12 protein-coding genes are annotated in these 15,229 nt (G+C 67.0%); 9 read left to right on the top strand and 3 right to left on the bottom strand.

Features of this window, described 5'->3' with window-relative positions:
- The first annotated feature begins 114 nt into the window (after positions 1-114).
- From smc to def, 5 genes are all read left to right on the top strand, one after another.
- On the top strand, positions 115-3,630 hold the full coding sequence (gene smc, locus ACN9MV_RS17495; RefSeq protein WP_093056935.1) for a chromosome segregation protein SMC: 3,516 nt from the start codon (positions 115-117) through the stop codon (positions 3,628-3,630).
- Between the two features lie 14 nt (positions 3,631-3,644).
- Positions 3,645-4,751 (top strand): cell division protein ZipA C-terminal FtsZ-binding domain-containing protein, encoded by a 1,107-nt coding sequence (locus ACN9MV_RS17490; protein WP_093056934.1) that lies wholly within the window; start codon positions 3,645-3,647, stop codon positions 4,749-4,751.
- A gap of 26 nt (positions 4,752-4,777) precedes the next feature.
- Positions 4,778-6,877: an NAD-dependent DNA ligase LigA gene (gene ligA / locus ACN9MV_RS17485; RefSeq protein WP_426388792.1), complete on the top strand. Its 2,100-nt coding sequence runs from the start codon at positions 4,778-4,780 to the stop codon at positions 6,875-6,877.
- Between the two features lie 120 nt (positions 6,878-6,997).
- Positions 6,998-7,414: a hypothetical protein gene (locus ACN9MV_RS17480; protein ID WP_093056932.1), complete on the top strand. Its 417-nt coding sequence runs from the start codon at positions 6,998-7,000 to the stop codon at positions 7,412-7,414.
- A gap of 48 nt (positions 7,415-7,462) precedes the next feature.
- Positions 7,463-8,002, top strand: coding sequence for a peptide deformylase (gene def, locus ACN9MV_RS17475; protein ID WP_426388791.1), 540 nt, complete (start codon positions 7,463-7,465; stop codon positions 8,000-8,002).
- A 10-nt stretch (positions 8,003-8,012) separates the two neighbouring features.
- Here def and ACN9MV_RS17470 read toward each other — a convergent pair whose 3' ends face one another.
- A complete protein-coding gene (locus ACN9MV_RS17470) occupies positions 8,013-8,408 on the bottom strand; it encodes a DoxX family protein (protein ID WP_093073981.1) in 396 nt (131 codons plus the stop codon).
- A gap of 167 nt (positions 8,409-8,575) precedes the next feature.
- Here ACN9MV_RS17470 and ACN9MV_RS17465 point away from each other — a divergent pair, with 167 nt between their 5' ends.
- From ACN9MV_RS17465 to ACN9MV_RS17450, 4 genes are all read left to right on the top strand, one after another.
- On the top strand, positions 8,576-9,610 hold the full coding sequence (locus ACN9MV_RS17465) for an amino acid ABC transporter substrate-binding protein (RefSeq protein WP_093056929.1): 1,035 nt from the start codon (positions 8,576-8,578) through the stop codon (positions 9,608-9,610).
- Positions 9,607-10,596: an amino acid ABC transporter permease gene (locus ACN9MV_RS17460; RefSeq protein ID WP_093056928.1), complete on the top strand. Its 990-nt coding sequence runs from the start codon at positions 9,607-9,609 to the stop codon at positions 10,594-10,596. Before ACN9MV_RS17465 ends, ACN9MV_RS17460 begins: the two co-directional genes overlap by 4 nt.
- Complete coding sequence (locus tag ACN9MV_RS17455; protein WP_426388789.1) at positions 10,593-11,648, top strand: amino acid ABC transporter permease; 1,056 nt, start codon at positions 10,593-10,595, stop codon at positions 11,646-11,648. Before ACN9MV_RS17460 ends, ACN9MV_RS17455 begins: the two co-directional genes overlap by 4 nt.
- A gap of 270 nt (positions 11,649-11,918) precedes the next feature.
- Positions 11,919-13,280 carry a homoserine dehydrogenase gene (locus tag ACN9MV_RS17450; protein ID WP_426388788.1) on the top strand — a complete coding sequence of 454 codons (1,362 nt, stop codon included), beginning with the start codon at positions 11,919-11,921 and terminating at the stop codon, positions 13,278-13,280.
- Here ACN9MV_RS17450 and ACN9MV_RS17445 read toward each other — a convergent pair whose 3' ends face one another.
- Both ACN9MV_RS17445 and ACN9MV_RS17440 read right to left on the bottom strand, forming a co-directional pair.
- On the bottom strand, positions 13,281-14,753 hold the full coding sequence (locus ACN9MV_RS17445; RefSeq protein ID WP_426388787.1) for a sodium:solute symporter family protein: 1,473 nt from the start codon (positions 14,751-14,753) through the stop codon (positions 13,281-13,283). It lies immediately after the preceding gene.
- Positions 14,750-15,055, bottom strand: a complete 306-nt coding sequence (locus ACN9MV_RS17440) for a DUF3311 domain-containing protein (RefSeq protein ID WP_093056924.1) — start codon at positions 15,053-15,055, stop codon at positions 14,750-14,752. Before ACN9MV_RS17440 ends, ACN9MV_RS17445 begins: the two co-directional genes overlap by 4 nt.
- Between the last annotated feature and the right edge of the window lie 174 nt (positions 15,056-15,229).

Below are 15,229 nucleotides of genomic sequence, written 5' to 3'. Positions count from 1 at the left end.
GCCCTGACGTTATCATCCACGGCTGGGGCGGCGGCCTGCATCAAGCTGCGGGCCCGTGCAATTTTCCTTACAAATCAATACCTTGGCGCTACAGCCAAGGCAGGCCGACAAGTCGTGCGTCTTAATTCCATCAAGCTTTCGGGCTTCAAGTCGTTCGCCGAACCCACCAACTTCCTGCTGCCGGGCCAACTGGTCGGTGTTGTCGGGCCCAACGGTTGCGGCAAGTCGAACATCATGGACGCGGTGCGCTGGGTGCTCGGCGAGTCGCGCGCGTCGGAGTTGCGCGGCGAATCGATGCAGGACGTGATCTTCAACGGCACGACCACGCGCAAGCAGGCCAGCCGTTCGAGCGTGGAACTGGTGTTCGACAACGCCGATCACCGTGCCGGCGGCCAGTGGAACCAGTTCGGCGAAATCGCCGTGCGCCGCGTGCTCACCCGCGACGGCACCAGCAGCTACTACATCAACAACCAGCCGGTGCGCCGCCGCGACGTGCAGGACGTGTTCCTGGGCACGGGCCTCGGCCCCCGCGCCTACGCCATCATCGGCCAGGGCACGATCAGCCGGATCATCGAATCGAAGCCCGAGGAACTGCGCCTGTTCCTCGAAGAAGCCGCGGGCGTTTCCAAGTACAAAGAGCGCCGCCGCGAAACCGAAAACCGCCTGGGCGACACGCGCGAGAACCTCACGCGGGTCGAAGACATTCTTCGCGAACTCAACGCCAACCTCGAAAAGCTCGAAAAGCAGGCCGAGGTGGCCGCGCGCTACAACACGCTGCAGGGCGACGCCACGAAGAAGCAGCACCAGCTGTGGTTCCTGAAGCGCAGCGAAAGCAACGCCGACCAGTCCAAGATCAAGGCCGATTCCGAAAAGGCCATCAACGACCTCGAATCGCGCACGGCAGACCTGCGCCACATCGAGGCCGAGCTCGAAACCGTGCGCCAGGCCCACTACGGGGCCGGTGACCAGGTCAACCAGGCGCAGGGCAAGCTCTACGAGGCCAGCGCCGAAGTTGGCCGGCTCGAAGGCGAGATCCGCTTCGTGGTCGAAGGCCGCCAGCGCGTCGAGCAGCGTCTTGTGCAACTGCGCGAGCAAATGGGCCAGTGGGGCCGTCGCCGCGAAGAAGCCGAAACCGAGATCGAAACCCTGGCCGGCGCGGGTGTAGACGCTGAAGAGCAGGCCATCATGCTGGCCGCCCAGCTCGAAGAGCACGACGCGCGCATGCCCGACCTCGAAGAGGCCGTGCAACGCGCCCAGGACGAGGCCAACACCCAGCGCACGACCGTGTCGCAGGTGCAGCAGCAGATCCAGGTGCTGGCCGCCGACCAGCGCAACATCGAAGAACAAAGCCGCCAGCTCACGCAGCGCAGCGAACGCCTGCGCGCCGACCAGAATGCGCTGGCCGCGCCCGACGAAGCCCGCCTGCTCGACATGCAGGAGCAGCACGCCATGGCGCAGGAAGCCGCCAGCGAAGCCGAAGCGCGCCTGCACGAGCTGCAGGAAGCCGTGCCGCAGCTCGACGACGACCGCCGCGCCAAGCAGCAGGCCGTCAACACCGAGGGCGCCCGCCACGCCGAGTACTCGGCCCGCCTCGAAGCGCTGCGCGCGCTGCAGGAAAAGGTCAAGACCGACGGCAAGCTGGCCCCCTGGCTCGCCAAGCATGGCCTCGACGGCCTGCAGGGCCTGTGGAGCCGCATCCACATCGAACAGGGCTGGGAAAGCGCGCTCGAAGCCGCGCTGCGCGAGCGCCTGGGCGCGCTCGAAGTCAGCCGCCTGGAGATGGTGCGCGCCTTCGGCAACGACGCGCCGCCCGCCAAGCTCGCCTTCTACAGCCCGCCGGCCGCCGGAGCACCCGAAGGCACGGCCGCGCTGCCGCGCCTGTCGAGCCTGCTGCGCCTGAACGACGCGGGGCAACAGGCCTTGCTGAACGACTGGCTGCACGGCTGCTACACCGCCGCGAGCTTCGAGGAAGCGCTGGCCCAGCGCGCCGCGCTGCAGCCGGGTGAGGTCATCTACGTGCAGAGCGGCCATGCCGTGTCCTCGCACAGCGTCAATTTCTACGCACCTGATTCCGAGCAGGCTGGCTTGCTGGCCCGCCAGCAGGAAATGGAAAACCTGGAGCGCCAGCTGCGCGCCCAGACGCTCATCAACGAAGAGGCGCGCACCGCGCTGGTCCGCGCCGAAGCGGCCTATGCCGACGCTGCGCAGCGCCTCGTGACCGCGCGGCGCGAAGCCGCCGAAACCCAGTCGCGCGCGCACGAACTGCAGGTCGAGACCCTGCGTATGACGCAGCTCGCCGAGCAGACCCGCGCCCGCAGCCAGCAGCTGGCGGCCGACCTCGGCGAAGTCGATGCGCAGCTCGAAGAACTGCAAGAAAAACGCATCGCTGCCGAAGGCCGCTTCGAAGAGCTCGACATGCAACTGGCAGACAGCCAGGAGCGCCACGCCGAACTCGACGAACGCGTGATCGAGGCCGGCCGCGCGCTGGCCGCGAGCCGCGAGCAGCATCGCAGCCTTGAACGCCAGGCACAGGAAGCGACCTTCTCGCAGCGCACGCTCGAAGCCCGCCGCGCGGAGCTCAACCGCTCCATCGAAACCGCTGCGCAGCAGACCGTGGCGCTGACCGACGAAGACGAGCGCGCCCGCGCCGAGTTGAGCCGCCTGTCAGACGCCGCCGCGCAAGCCGGCCTGCAGGATGCGCTGGCCCTCAAGCTCGAGCGCGAAGCTGCGCTCGGTTCGGCGCGCAGCCAGTACGACGACCTCACTCTCAAGCTGCGCGCCAGCGACGAGCGCCGCCTGCAGCTCGAACGCGAACTCGACCCGCTGCGCCAGCGCATTACCGAGTTCCAGCTGAAGGAGCAGGCCGCGCGCCTGGGCGTCGAGCAATACCAGCAACTGCTGGACGACGCCGGCGCCGACCTCGAAGCCATCGAGCAGTCGATCGAAACCGACAAGGTCAAGCTCACCGGCCTGCAAAGCGAAATCGACCGCCTCAACCGCGAAGTGGTCGCGCTCGGTGCGGTGAACCTGGCCGCGCTCGACGAACTTGCCATTGCGAGCGAACGCAAGACCTTCCTCGACGCCCAGTCGGCTGACCTGAACGAAGCCATCGGCACGCTCGAAGACGCCATCCGCAAGATCGACGCCGAAACGCGCGACCTGCTCGGCGGCACCTTCAAGATCGTCAACGAGCACTTCAGCCGCATGTTCCCCGAGCTGTTCGGCGGCGGCAATGCCAAGCTCATGATGACCGGCGACGAAATCCTCGACTCCGGCGTGCAGGTGATGGCCCAGCCCCCGGGCAAGAAGAACCAGACCATCCACCTGCTCTCGGGCGGCGAGAAGGCGCTCACGGCCATTGCGCTCGTGTTCGCCATCTTCCAGCTGAACCCGGCGCCTTTCTGTCTGCTCGACGAAGTGGACGCGCCGCTGGACGACGCGAACACCGAGCGCTATGCCAAACTCGTCACCGCCATGAGCCGTGAAACCCAGTTCCTCTTCATCAGCCACAACAAGATCGCCATGGAAATGGCCGAGCAACTGATCGGCGTGACGATGCAGGAGCAGGGCGTGTCGCGCATCGTCGCGGTCGACATGGAGTCGGCGGTCTCGATGGTCGAAGCCGCGTAAGCCGAGCGGCACCCATGACCAATCTCACTCTCGCCCTGGCCATCCTCGGCGGTCTCGTTCTCGCGGCCGTCGTTGCCTACAACACGCTGATGTCGCGCCGCAATGCGCCGCGCCAGCCCGATGCGGTCGACCTCGCGCTGGCCGATGCGGAGCGCGCAATGTCGGGCTCGCCCGACGGCGCGGAGCCGATGCTGCACGTCGACCCGTACCAGGTGCAGCAGGGCGCCGACCGCCACGAGCCCCTGTTCGACCCCGACCTGCCGGCGCCCAGCGGCGTGCCCGTGCCGACCGGCGAGCGCCGCGGCGGGCTCGATCCGCTGATCGACGTGATCGCGCCAATCTCGCTCGACGGGCTCGCGTCCGGTGACGCCGCCATTGCCGCCATGCCGTCGACGCGGCGCGCGGGCAGCAAGCCGGTGGCCATCGAGGGCCTGAACGAACACAACGGCCAATGGGAGCCGCCCGTGCCCGGTCAGCGCTACAGCGCCTTCCAGGTCGGCGTGCAGCTGGCCAATCGCACGGGCGCGCTCAACGAAATCGAGTACTCCGAATTCGTGGTCAAGGCGCAGGCATTTGCCGACGCGGTCAACGGTGCACCCGAGTTCCCCGAGATGCTCGACGAAGTGGCGCGTGCCCGCGAGCTCGACCAGTTCGCCAGCGCGCACGACGCGCAGCTGGGCTTTGTCCTGCGCGCATTGCATGCGGCCTGGAGCCCGGGCTATGTGCAGCAGAACGCGGCGCGGCTCGGCTTCGTGGCCGGCATCATCCCGGGGCGCATGGTGCTGCCGACCAGCGAAGTTGGTTTGCCGCCGATCCTCGGATTGGCCTTCGACACGCAGGCCGCACTGGCTGACGACCCGGCCCAATCCGCCATTCGCGAACTCAGCCTGAGCCTCGATGTGCCGCAGGTCGACCGCGGCGAGGAGCCGTTCCGCCGCATGCGCGAAGCCGCCGCAACGCTGGCGCGCGAAATGGACGGCGTGGTTACCGACAGCGACGGCCAGCTGCTGCGCGACGAGACGATGGACGTGATCGGCGCCGACCTCGAGCAGCTCTACGACACGCTCGATGCGCGCGACCTCGCTGCGGGTTCTCCGCTGGCGCGACGCCTCTTCAGCTAACAACTCCGACCTTCGGGAGACACCCCATGACGACGCGCGACGAAGCGGCACGCGAAGCCGCCGCACTGAGCGAACAGCTCCACCGGCACGCCCACCTCTACTACGTGCTCGACACGCCCGAACTGCCGGACGCGGAGTACGACAAGCTCTTCCAGCGCCTGCAGGCCATCGAGGCCGAGTTTCCCGATCTGCGCACGCCCGATTCGCCGACGCAGCGCGTGGGCGGCAAGGTGCTCGACGGTTTCGTCAAGGTGCGCCACAAGGTGCCGATGCTGTCGATCCGCACCGAGACCGACATCACGCCCGGCGGCGCGAGTGCCTTCGATGCGCGCGTGCGCAAGGAACTGGGCTTGCCCGAGGACGGGCCGCAGGTCAGCTATGTCTGCGAGCTGAAGTTCGATGGCCTTGCCATGAACCTGCGCTACGAGAACGGTGTGCTGGTGCAGGCTGCCACGCGCGGCGACGGCGAGGTGGGGGAAGACGTCACGCAGAACATCCGCACCGTGCGCGAGATCCCTCTGCGGCTCAACGGCACGGCACCGCCCGTGGTCGAAGTGCGCGGCGAGGTCTACATGAAGCGCGCCGATTTCGACGCGCTCAACGAGCGCCAGCGCCAGAAGATTGCGGACGGGCAGAAGAACGAGAAGGTGTTCGTCAATCCGCGCAATGCCGCGGCCGGCGCGGTGCGTCAGCTCGACCCGGCGATTGCCGCGGCGCGGCCCCTGAGCTTCTTTGCCTACGGGCTGGGCGAGGTCACGCCGGCGGCCGAAGGCGGGCCAGATTGCCCGACGCAGTTCGACTGGCTGCAGCAGTTCCACGCATGGGGCTTTCCTGTGGCGACGCAGACGGCACGAGCTACGGGTGCTATCGAACTCATAGCATTCCACGAAAACATCGGGCGCCAACGCGATGCCTTGCCCTACGACATCGACGGCGTTGTCTACAAGGTCGACAGCATCGAGTTGCAGCGGCAACTTGGCTTTGTCTCACGCGAGCCGCGCTGGGCCGTGGCTCACAAGTACCCGGCCCAGGAGCAGCTGACCGAAGTGGTCGGCATCGAGATCCAGGTCGGGCGCACCGGCAAGCTCACGCCGGTGGCCAAGCTCGCGCCGGTATTCGTCGGCGGCGTGACCGTGACGAACGCCACGCTGCACAACGAAGACGAAGCGCGCCGCAAGGATGTGCGTGTGGGCGACACGGTGATCGTGCGTCGCGCGGGCGACGTGATTCCCGAGGTGGTCGGCGTGGTGCCCGAAAGCCTCGCAAAACCCGAGGGCGAGCGCGGTGCGCAGTTCACCATGCCGCACAAATGTCCTGTGTGCGATTCGGAGGCCGTGCGCGAAGAGGGCGAGGTCGACTACCGCTGCACTGGCGGCCTGTTCTGTGCGGCGCAGCGCAAGGAAGCCATCCTGCACTTCGCAGCGCGGCGTGCGGTCGACGTCGACGGCCTTGGCGACAAGCTGGTCGAGCAACTGGTCGATGCCAACCTGATCCGCACCTTGCCTGATCTCTACAAGCTGGGCTTCACCACGCTGGCCGGGCTGGAGCGCATGGCCGAGAAGTCGGCGAAGAACCTCGTGGATGCGCTCGAAGCCTCGAAGAAGACCACGCTGCCGCGCTTCCTGTTCGGCCTTGGCATTCGCCACGTGGGTGAGACCACCGCGAAAGACCTGGCCAAGCACTTCGGCAAGCTCGACGCGATCATGGACGCGACCGAAGAGCAATTGCTCGAAGTGAACGACGTTGGCCCGGTGGTGGCGCAAAGCCTGCGCACCTTCTTCGACCAGCCGCACAACCGCGAAGTGGTCGAGCAGCTGCGCGCCTGCGGACTGACATGGGAAGAGGGCGAGCCGGCCGCGCGTGCCCCGAAGCCTTTGGCGGGCCTGACCTTCGTCATCACCGGTACCCTTCCTACGCTGAGCCGCGACGAAGCGAAGGATAAATTGGAGGCGGCCGGTGCCAAGGTTTCCGGCTCCGTCAGCAAGAAAACCCATTACCTCGTGGCCGGGGAAGAGGCCGGGAGCAAGCTCGACAAGGCACGCGAGAACGGCGTCGAGATCATCGACGAGGCGCGTATGCTGGAGATACTCGCCAACGGTGTCCCGGCAGAAGACGCGGGCGAGTGAGCGGGGAAACGTGACGGCAGATCCTCTTTACCGGCCGTTACGCGACTTCATCGCAGCGCAGTCAACAGGGTCTACAACCTGGCGTTGAAAGCTAATTGAAGGCCACAAGGAGAGTCCCTCATGCAAAAAATTCGAGTTCTCGGTGCCTGTGTTGCACTCGGCGGCGTTGCGCTGCTGAGCGGCTGCGTGGGCGTGCCTGCCGATCCCTACTACGGCGGGGGCTATTCGTCGGGGCCTTACTACAGCGAGCCTGCGCCCGTGGTCGTGGCGCCTGCGCCGGTCTACATCAACGGTGGCGGCTACTACGAGCGCCGTCCGTATTACGACGGTGGTCGTCCTTATTACGGCCGTCCGGCTTATCCGGCCGTGCGTCCGGGCTATCCGGCGGCGCGTCCGCCGAATTGGGGTGGCGGCCGGCCTCCGGCCGTGGTGCGACCGCCGATCGCAGGTGGCGGTCCCGGCTCCATCCCGACTCAGCCGCGCGGCAATGCGCGCTTCTGGACCTCGCCGGACTCCAAGACGCAAAGCCCTCCCTGATCCCGCCAGGGACGAACGAAGGCGCGGGGCTGTCGCGATAATCCCGCCATGGCCATCCGCGAAATCCTCAAGATGGGCGACCCCCGGCTGCTGCGTATCGCGCAGCCGGTAGCTGCCTTCGACACCGACGAACTGCACCTGCTGGTGCGCGACATGTTCGAGACCATGCATGCGGTCAACGGCGCCGGCCTAGCCGCGCCGCAGATCGGCGTGGACCAGCAGCTCGTGATCTTCGGCACCGATGTCGTGAACCCCCGTTATCCCGATGCGCCGCCGGTGCCACGCACCGTACTGCTCAATCCCGTCATCACGCCGCTGAACGACGAGGAAGAAGAGGGCTGGGAAGGGTGCCTGTCGGTGCCGGGCCTGCGCGGCGTGGTGCCGCGCTTTGCCAACATCCGCTATACCGGTTTCGACCCGTACGGCGACCCGATCGACCGGGTCGCCATCGGCTTTCATGCGCGCGTGGTGCAGCATGAAGTCGATCACTTGCTGGGCAAGCTCTACCCGATGCGGGTGCGCGATTTCTCGCGCTTCGGCTACACCGAGGTTCTGTTTCCGGGCCTCGATGCAGCCGACGACGACTGATCGAACCTGATCAGTTGTATTTACTGCTGAGCGCGAAGCGGCCACCGCCCATGAAGGCGAGAGCCAGCGCCGCGAACAGGAACATGCCTTGCAGTTCCAGCGCCCAGCCGCCTTGCTTGCCGAGCGAGGTCAGGTCCTTCATGTGGACCAGCGCGAATGCCACCAGCATGTTGATGACCACGATCCACGCGGCGGGACGCGTGTAGAGGCCGATGATCAGCAGCACGGGCGCCACCACCTCACCGATATAGACCAGATAGGCCAGCGCGCCCGGCAGCCCGTGCTGGGCCAGCATGCCGGAGATGAAGCCGACGCCGCCTTGCAGCTTGGCGATGCCGTGCAGCAGGATCAGGACGCCAAGCGAAACGCGCAGGATGAACTTGCCGGTGTCGTCGGATTTGACCATTTGTGTGGATTCCATTGGAGTGGTTGATTGGAGGGCCGTATGGTAGTGAACCTGCGACGCTTCGAGCCAGCTTTTGCGGCGCATATGCATCCAACCCGGAGTTCTTTGGCAGAGTCTGGTGTCGGCCCGTACACTGCCTTTTGCCTACTGTTGAGGAGAACACACCAATGAACAATCGATTCCGCCCGGCACTGCTTGCAGCCGCCTCCGTCATCGCCTTGGCCGCGGCCGCACCGGCCTTCGCCGGCAAGACGCTCGACGCGGTCAAGCAGCGCGGCACCGTCAAGTGCGGCGTGACCAACGGCGTGGCGGGCTTTTCCGCGCCAGACACGCAGGGCAACTGGTCGGGCCTCGACGTCGACACCTGCCGCGCCATCGCAGCCGCCGTGCTCGGCGACGGCAAGAAGGTCGACTTCGTGCCGCTCAACTCACAGCAGCGCTTCTCGGCCCTGCAGGCCGGCGAGATCGACATCCTCGCGCGCAACACCACCTGGACGCTCACGCGCGACGCCTCGCTGGGCTTCAACTTCACCACCATCACTTACTACGACGGCCAGGGCTTCCTGGTGCCGAAGAAGCTCAAGGTGACGAGCGCCAAGCAGCTCAAGAACGCGACCATCTGCACGCAGTCGGGCACCACCAACGAGAAGAACGTGTCCGACTACTTCCGTGCCCAGAATATCCCGGTGAAGACGGTCGTCTTCGAGAGCTTCGAGGCTTCGTTCAAGGCCTTCTTCTCGGGTCGCTGCCAGGCCTTCACGACCGACGCCTCGGCGCTGGCCGGCCTGCGCAACAAGGAGGCTCCGAACCCCGACGACTACATCATCCTGCCCGAGCTGATCTCCAAGGAGCCCCTGGCGCCGCTGGTGCGCCGCGGCGACGACGAGTGGTTCGCCATTGCCAAGTGGGTGCCCAACGCGCTCATCGAGGCCGAGGAATTCGGCGTTACCCAGGCCAATGCCGACGAGCTCAAGGCCAGCAGCAAGGATCCGGCGCAGCAGCGCCTGGTCGGCACCGGTGAAGACCTCGGCAAGCTGCTGGGCCTGGACAAGGACTGGTCGTTCCGCGCGATCAAGGCCGTGGGTAACTACGGCGAGATGTTCGAGCGCAACGTCGGTCCCAAGTCGGTGCTGAAGCTGCCGCGCGGCTCCAACAACCTCTGGAGCAAGGGCGGTCTGATCTACGCACCCCCGGTTCGATGAACGGCGGGGCCTCGCGCCGCGGGGTCTGGCTGGCGTGGGCCGTCCAGGCACTGCTGGTGCTGGCCGTGGTGGCCGGCGCGGTCTGGGTGGTGCACCATGCGCTCGAGGTGCTTCGCGCGCGCGGGGTTCGCTCGGGCTTCGACTTTCTCACCGAGCCCGCGGGCTTTTCGATCAGCGAAGGTTGGCTCGATTTCGATGCGAGCCAGCCGTTCTGGCGCGCCTTTCTCGCGGGCCTGATCAACACGGTGCGCGCGGCCGTGCCGGCGGCGATCTTCTCGGTCGTGCTCGGCACACTCATCGGCATCGGACGGCTCGCGCCGCACGTGCTGCTGCGCGGCATCTGCACCGCGTACGTCGAACTGCTGCGCAACGTGCCGCTGCTGGTGCAACTGCTGATGCTGGCCTTTGCCATGGCCAACCTGCTGCCCGACCCGACCGAGCCGGTTCGGCTGCTGCCGGGTGTGTGGCTCAGCAAGGGCGGGCTCAGCGTGCCGTGGCCCATGGTGGGCGAGGGCGGTCTGCATTTCGAGTTTCCCGAGCGCGGTGACTTCGGCGTGAGCGGCGGCGCGGCGCTGAGCCCCGAGTACGTGACCATCGTCGCGGGCCTGAGCTTCTATTCGGCCGCCTTCGTGGCTGAGATCGTGCGGGCGGGCATCCTGTCGGTGTCGCAGGGGCAGGTGCTCGCGGGGCAGGCGCTGGGGCTGTCGCCGGTGCAGCAACTGCGCATCGTCGTGCTGCCGCAGGCGCTGCGGGTGATCGTGCCTTCGCTCACCAACCAGCTGTTGAGCCTCACCAAGAATTCGTCGCTGGCGGTGGCCGTGGGCTATCCGGAGCTGGTGTCGGTGGCCAACACCACCATCGGCTCGAACGGCCGCGCCTTCGAGTGCATCGCGATCATCATGGCGGTCTACCTGCTGCTGTCGCTGCTGATCTCCTTCGGCATGAATCGCTACAACGCGCGCGTCGCGCTGCGGGGCTGGCGATGAGGAACGTTGCACAAGGCCCCATCGCATGGCGCAGCGAACTCTGGGGTTCGCCGCTGCGCTCGCTTGCCACGGTGCTGCTGCTGGCGCTGCTGGCGTGGGGCGGCTTCCACGTCATTGAATGGGGCATCGTGCATGCGGTGTTCCGGGCCGACGCCGAGGCCTGCCGTGCTGTTCAACATGGCGCCTGCTGGGGCGTGGTGGCCGAGAAATGGCGGCCGATGTTGTTCGGGCGCTTTCCGTATGAGGAGCAGTGGCGGCCTGCTATCGCGGTGGTCGTGCTGTCCGCTGTCACGATGCTCAGTGCGTGGCCGCGCAGCTGGCGCTGGTGGCTGGTGCCGCTCTGGGCCGTCGCATTGCTGCTGTTCGTACTGTTGATGCGCGGCGGCGTGCTCGGCCTGTCCCAGGTGCCGACGAGCCGCTGGGGCGGCCTGCCGCTGACGATCGGGCTGGCGGTGGTGGGGCTGGCGCTGGCCTTTCCGCTGGCCTTGCTGCTGGCGCTGGGGCGCCGCTCGGGCTGGCCCGTGGTGCGCACGCTGAGCGCGAGCTACATCGAGCTGGTGCGCGGCGTGCCGCTGATCTCGGTGCTGTTCATGGCCTCGTTCCTGCTGCCGCTGCTGTGGCCGGCCGGATGGCAGCCCGACGTGTTGGTGCGGGTGCTCGCGGGCCTCGTGCTGTTCGTGGCTGCCTATCTGGCGGAAATCATCCGCGGTGGCCTGCAGGCCGTACCGCGCGGACAGACCGAAGTGGCCATGGCGCTGGGCTTCGGCCGCTGGCCGGTGCAGCGCGACATCGTGCTGCCGCAGGCGCTGCGCCTCGTCGTGCCCGCGCTCACCAACAGCGTGGTCGGCACGTTGAAAGACACCTCGCTCGTCACCGTGGTCGGCCTTTTCGAGCTGACCGGCGCGCTGGGGCTGGCGCTCGGCGGCGATCCGACGTGGCGGCCGTTCTACCTCGAGGGCTATCTCTTCATCGCGGCCGTGTACTGGGTGCTGTGCTTCGGGCTCTCGCGCTACAGCGTGTGGCTCGAAAAACGGCTCTCGGCTGCGCCCTGAGCCGGACGCCGCCGGGCTCCTGTACACTCCGGGCCTTCATGTCGAGCCACAACTCCCACTCCGCATCCAACGCAGCCCTGATGGCTCGCATGATGCCGCCTGCCTCCGCGCAGGCGATGGTTGTTGCTCGAATGATTACCACCATTACCACCGCGGTCACCTGACACGCGCAGGTGGCCGTTCCGGCAGCCACCTGGTGTATCGCTCTCTCCCCGAACGAATGAACCCAGCTCTGGCAGCTGGGTTTTGTCTTTTCGTCTGGAGATGTCCATGTACCGCGATCCCGTTGAATCCCTCGAGCCCTTGCACAGCCGCCCCGCGGCCATTCGTACCCTGCGCGTGGGGATGATCGGCATCGGCACCGTGGGCTCTGGCACCTTCCGCGTGCTGGCGCGTAACCGGGCCGACATCGCGGCGCGGGCCGGCCGTTCGATCGAGCTTGTGATCGTCGCCGCGCGCAACCTGGAGCGGGCCGCCGGCATCGTGGGAGAGGGCGTTCCGCTCACGGCCGACGCGATGCACGTGGCCACGCACCCCGATGTCGACGTGGTGGTGGAAGTGGCAGGTGGCACCGGCCCGGCGCGCGACTGGGTGCTGGCCGCCATTGCGCACGGCAAGCACGTGGTGACGGCCAACAAGGCTCTGCTGGCAGTGCACGGCACCGAGATCTTTGCGGCCGCGCGGGAGAAAGGCGTGGTCGTGGCCTACGAAGGGGCGGTGGCCGTGAGCATCCCCATCATCAAGGCGCTGCGCGAAGGCCTTGCGGCCAACCGCATCGAATGGGTGGCGGGCATCATCAACGGCACCACCAACTTCATCCTGAGCAAGATGCGCGACGAGGGTCTCGACTTCGTCGCCGCGCTCGCGCAAGCACAGGCGCTGGGCTACGCGGAAGCCGACCCGACTTTCGACATCGAAGGCACCGACGCCGCCCACAAGCTGACCCTGCTCGCCGCCAACGCTTTCGGCATGCCGCTGCGCTTTGCCGACGCGCAGGTGGAAGGCATCACCGCCCTGCAAGGGCTGGACGTGGCTTGTGCCGAACAGCTCGGCTACCGCATCAAGCTGCTGGGCGTGGCGCGACGGCAAGCATCTGGCGTCGAACTGCGCGTGCAGCCCGCGCTAGTACCCGCAGACCATCTGATGGCGCACGTGAAGGGCTCGATGAACGCCGTCATGGTCAAGAGCGACGCGGCTGGCCTCACGATGTACTACGGTGCGGGCGCCGGCTCGGAGCAGACAGCTTCGGCCGTGATCGCCGACCTCGTGGACGTGGCGCGGCTCGATGGCGTCGACGCCTCGCAGCACGTGCCGCACCTGGGCGTTCACGCGCATGCGACGAATGCTTTGTCGGTGCTGCCGCGCGCGGCCGTCGATACCTCGCACTACCTGCGTGTGCCGGTGCACGCGGTCGGCCAGATCCAGGCGGTCACCGCCTGTCTCGCCGCGCAGAAGGTGCCCGTGCGGCAGGTAGCACTGGCGGCCGAATGCTCCGGCACCGGGCCGCAGGTGCTGGTGCTGACCGGGCCTGTAGTGCAGGGCGCGCTCGATCTCGCCGTGCATGCGCTCCAGGCGCGGAACGAAGTGGCCGGCCCGGTGGTTACGCTGCGCGTGGAAGCGTTGGAAGGCTGATCAAGCCGCCCGGATCTGCAACCCCAGCGCGACCGCATCGCGCTGCGGCGCCCGGGTGGCCAGGCTCACCGACACGACCACGGCCGCATTGATCGCCATCGCGATCAGCCCAGCTTCCCACTGCGGCACCGCGGTCGCCCAGAACTTCGCCGCGAACGGCGCCAGCAGCGCGACGAAGCCCGCGACCAGGCCGGCCAGCACGCCGATGGCGCTCGTGCGCTTCCACAGAAACCCGAGGAACACACCCGGCGCGAGCATGCCGATGGCCGAATAGGCGTCGAGCAGGATCTTCACCAGCGAGCCCTTCTGGCTGATCGACAGCCACACCGCAATCGCCGCGAACACCACCAGCGAGCCGCGCGAGAGGGCCAGCGACCCGCGCTCGCCCAGCCCCGGGCGAAACGGCCGCACCACGTTGCGCGTGAAGATCGAGCCCGCCGTCAGCAGTAGCAACGAGCCCGGCGCCAGCGCCAGCAAAAAGCCCGTGCCAGCCAGCAGCCCGACCGTCCAGGCCGGGTAGCGGTCCGACACGAACTGCAGCAGCGCCGCGTTCAGGTTGCCGCCCGGCGGTTGCGTGTTCGCCAGCAGGGCCGCGAAGCCGAGCAGGATGATGAAGAAGTAGGCCAGCGAATACAGCGGCTGCCAGATCGCGTTGCGCCGGATGGCGGTGGCGCTGTGCGCCGTGTACGACATCTGGAACAGGTGCGGAAAGACCCAGTTGCCCAGCGCGATGTTGATGGCCGAGGTCATGAGCCAGATCGCCGTGGTGGGGGAGGTGGCGTCCAGCCCCGGGAACTTGCCGATGCCCGGGTGCTTGGCTTCCGCCATCGAGAACAGATCCATCAGCGAGGCTGCGCCAACTTTGCTGGCCACCGTCACGCTCAGCAGCACCACGACGACGACCATGAGGACGTCTTTCACGCCAGCCGCGAAGGCGGCGGAGCGCACGCCGGCCGCGAACACGAAGGCGATCATCAGCGCGCCCGCGCCGATGGTTGCGGCTTCGCTCGAGATGCTGTTGCCCAGCGTGAGCTGCACGATCAGCCCGAGGCTCACGAGCTGGATCTGCACATACACGACCAGAGACGCGATGCCCACAACGCCGGTCAGCACGCCGAGCCAGGGCGCGTCGTAGCGCGCGGCGAAGAAGTCCGATTGCGTGAGCAGCCCGCGCAGTCGTCCCGCGCGCCAGATCTTCGGCATCAGCCAGTAGCCGACCGCGTAGCTCATCGAGACGGAACAGAACGCGAGGTAAGCGGGAGCTCCCAGCGCCCAGGCGTAGCCCGAGATGCCGAGCACCGCGAAGGTGGTGTAGACCTCGCCCGCATTCATGAACCAGAACACGAGCGTGCCGAGGCTGCGGCCGCCGACGGCCCAGTCCGCAAAGCTCTTGCCGTGGCGCGTACGGCGGCCGTAGGCCATGGCGCCTGCCACGGTGGCGAGCAGGATGGCGAGGACGATTGCGAGTTTCATGCCGCGCCGTCCTTGTCGTTCTTGCCAGCGTCTTCGGCCTTCAGGCTCCTGTCGAGGAAGTCGGCCTCTTCGGCCTCGACGCCGGCCAGGGCGTCGAGCCTGAAGACGATCGCGATCACCACGCTCGTGAGCACGATGCCCGCCATCTGCCAGAACATGGGAAAGGGCATGCCGAAAGGCCTGGCCGCAATGTCGTTCACCGCCGGCGCGAGGCAGGCCTGCCAGACGAAGGGGAAGACCAGCAACCATCGATGGCCGAGGCGGGGTGAATCGCTGCTGCGCGCGGGAGGGGTATCGACCATCTCTCTGCTCCTGTAAAGTGATACTGCACAAAAACTGGCTGGAGTGTGCAATCGGATTGTCAAAAAGCGCAAGCTGGATTTCAGCCATTGCCCGAAGAAATGCCAATGCACGAATGTGACGCGAGTGCACCATTGACGTGCAGTCACACAGCACATACCATCGCCACCCAATGA

Origin of the sequence: Variovorax sp. R-27 (assembly GCF_049913215.1) — a bacterium.
In the GTDB taxonomy this organism is placed as follows: domain Bacteria; phylum Pseudomonadota; class Gammaproteobacteria; order Burkholderiales; family Burkholderiaceae_C; genus Variovorax.
This window is presented reverse-complemented; position numbering and strand designations above follow the sequence as displayed.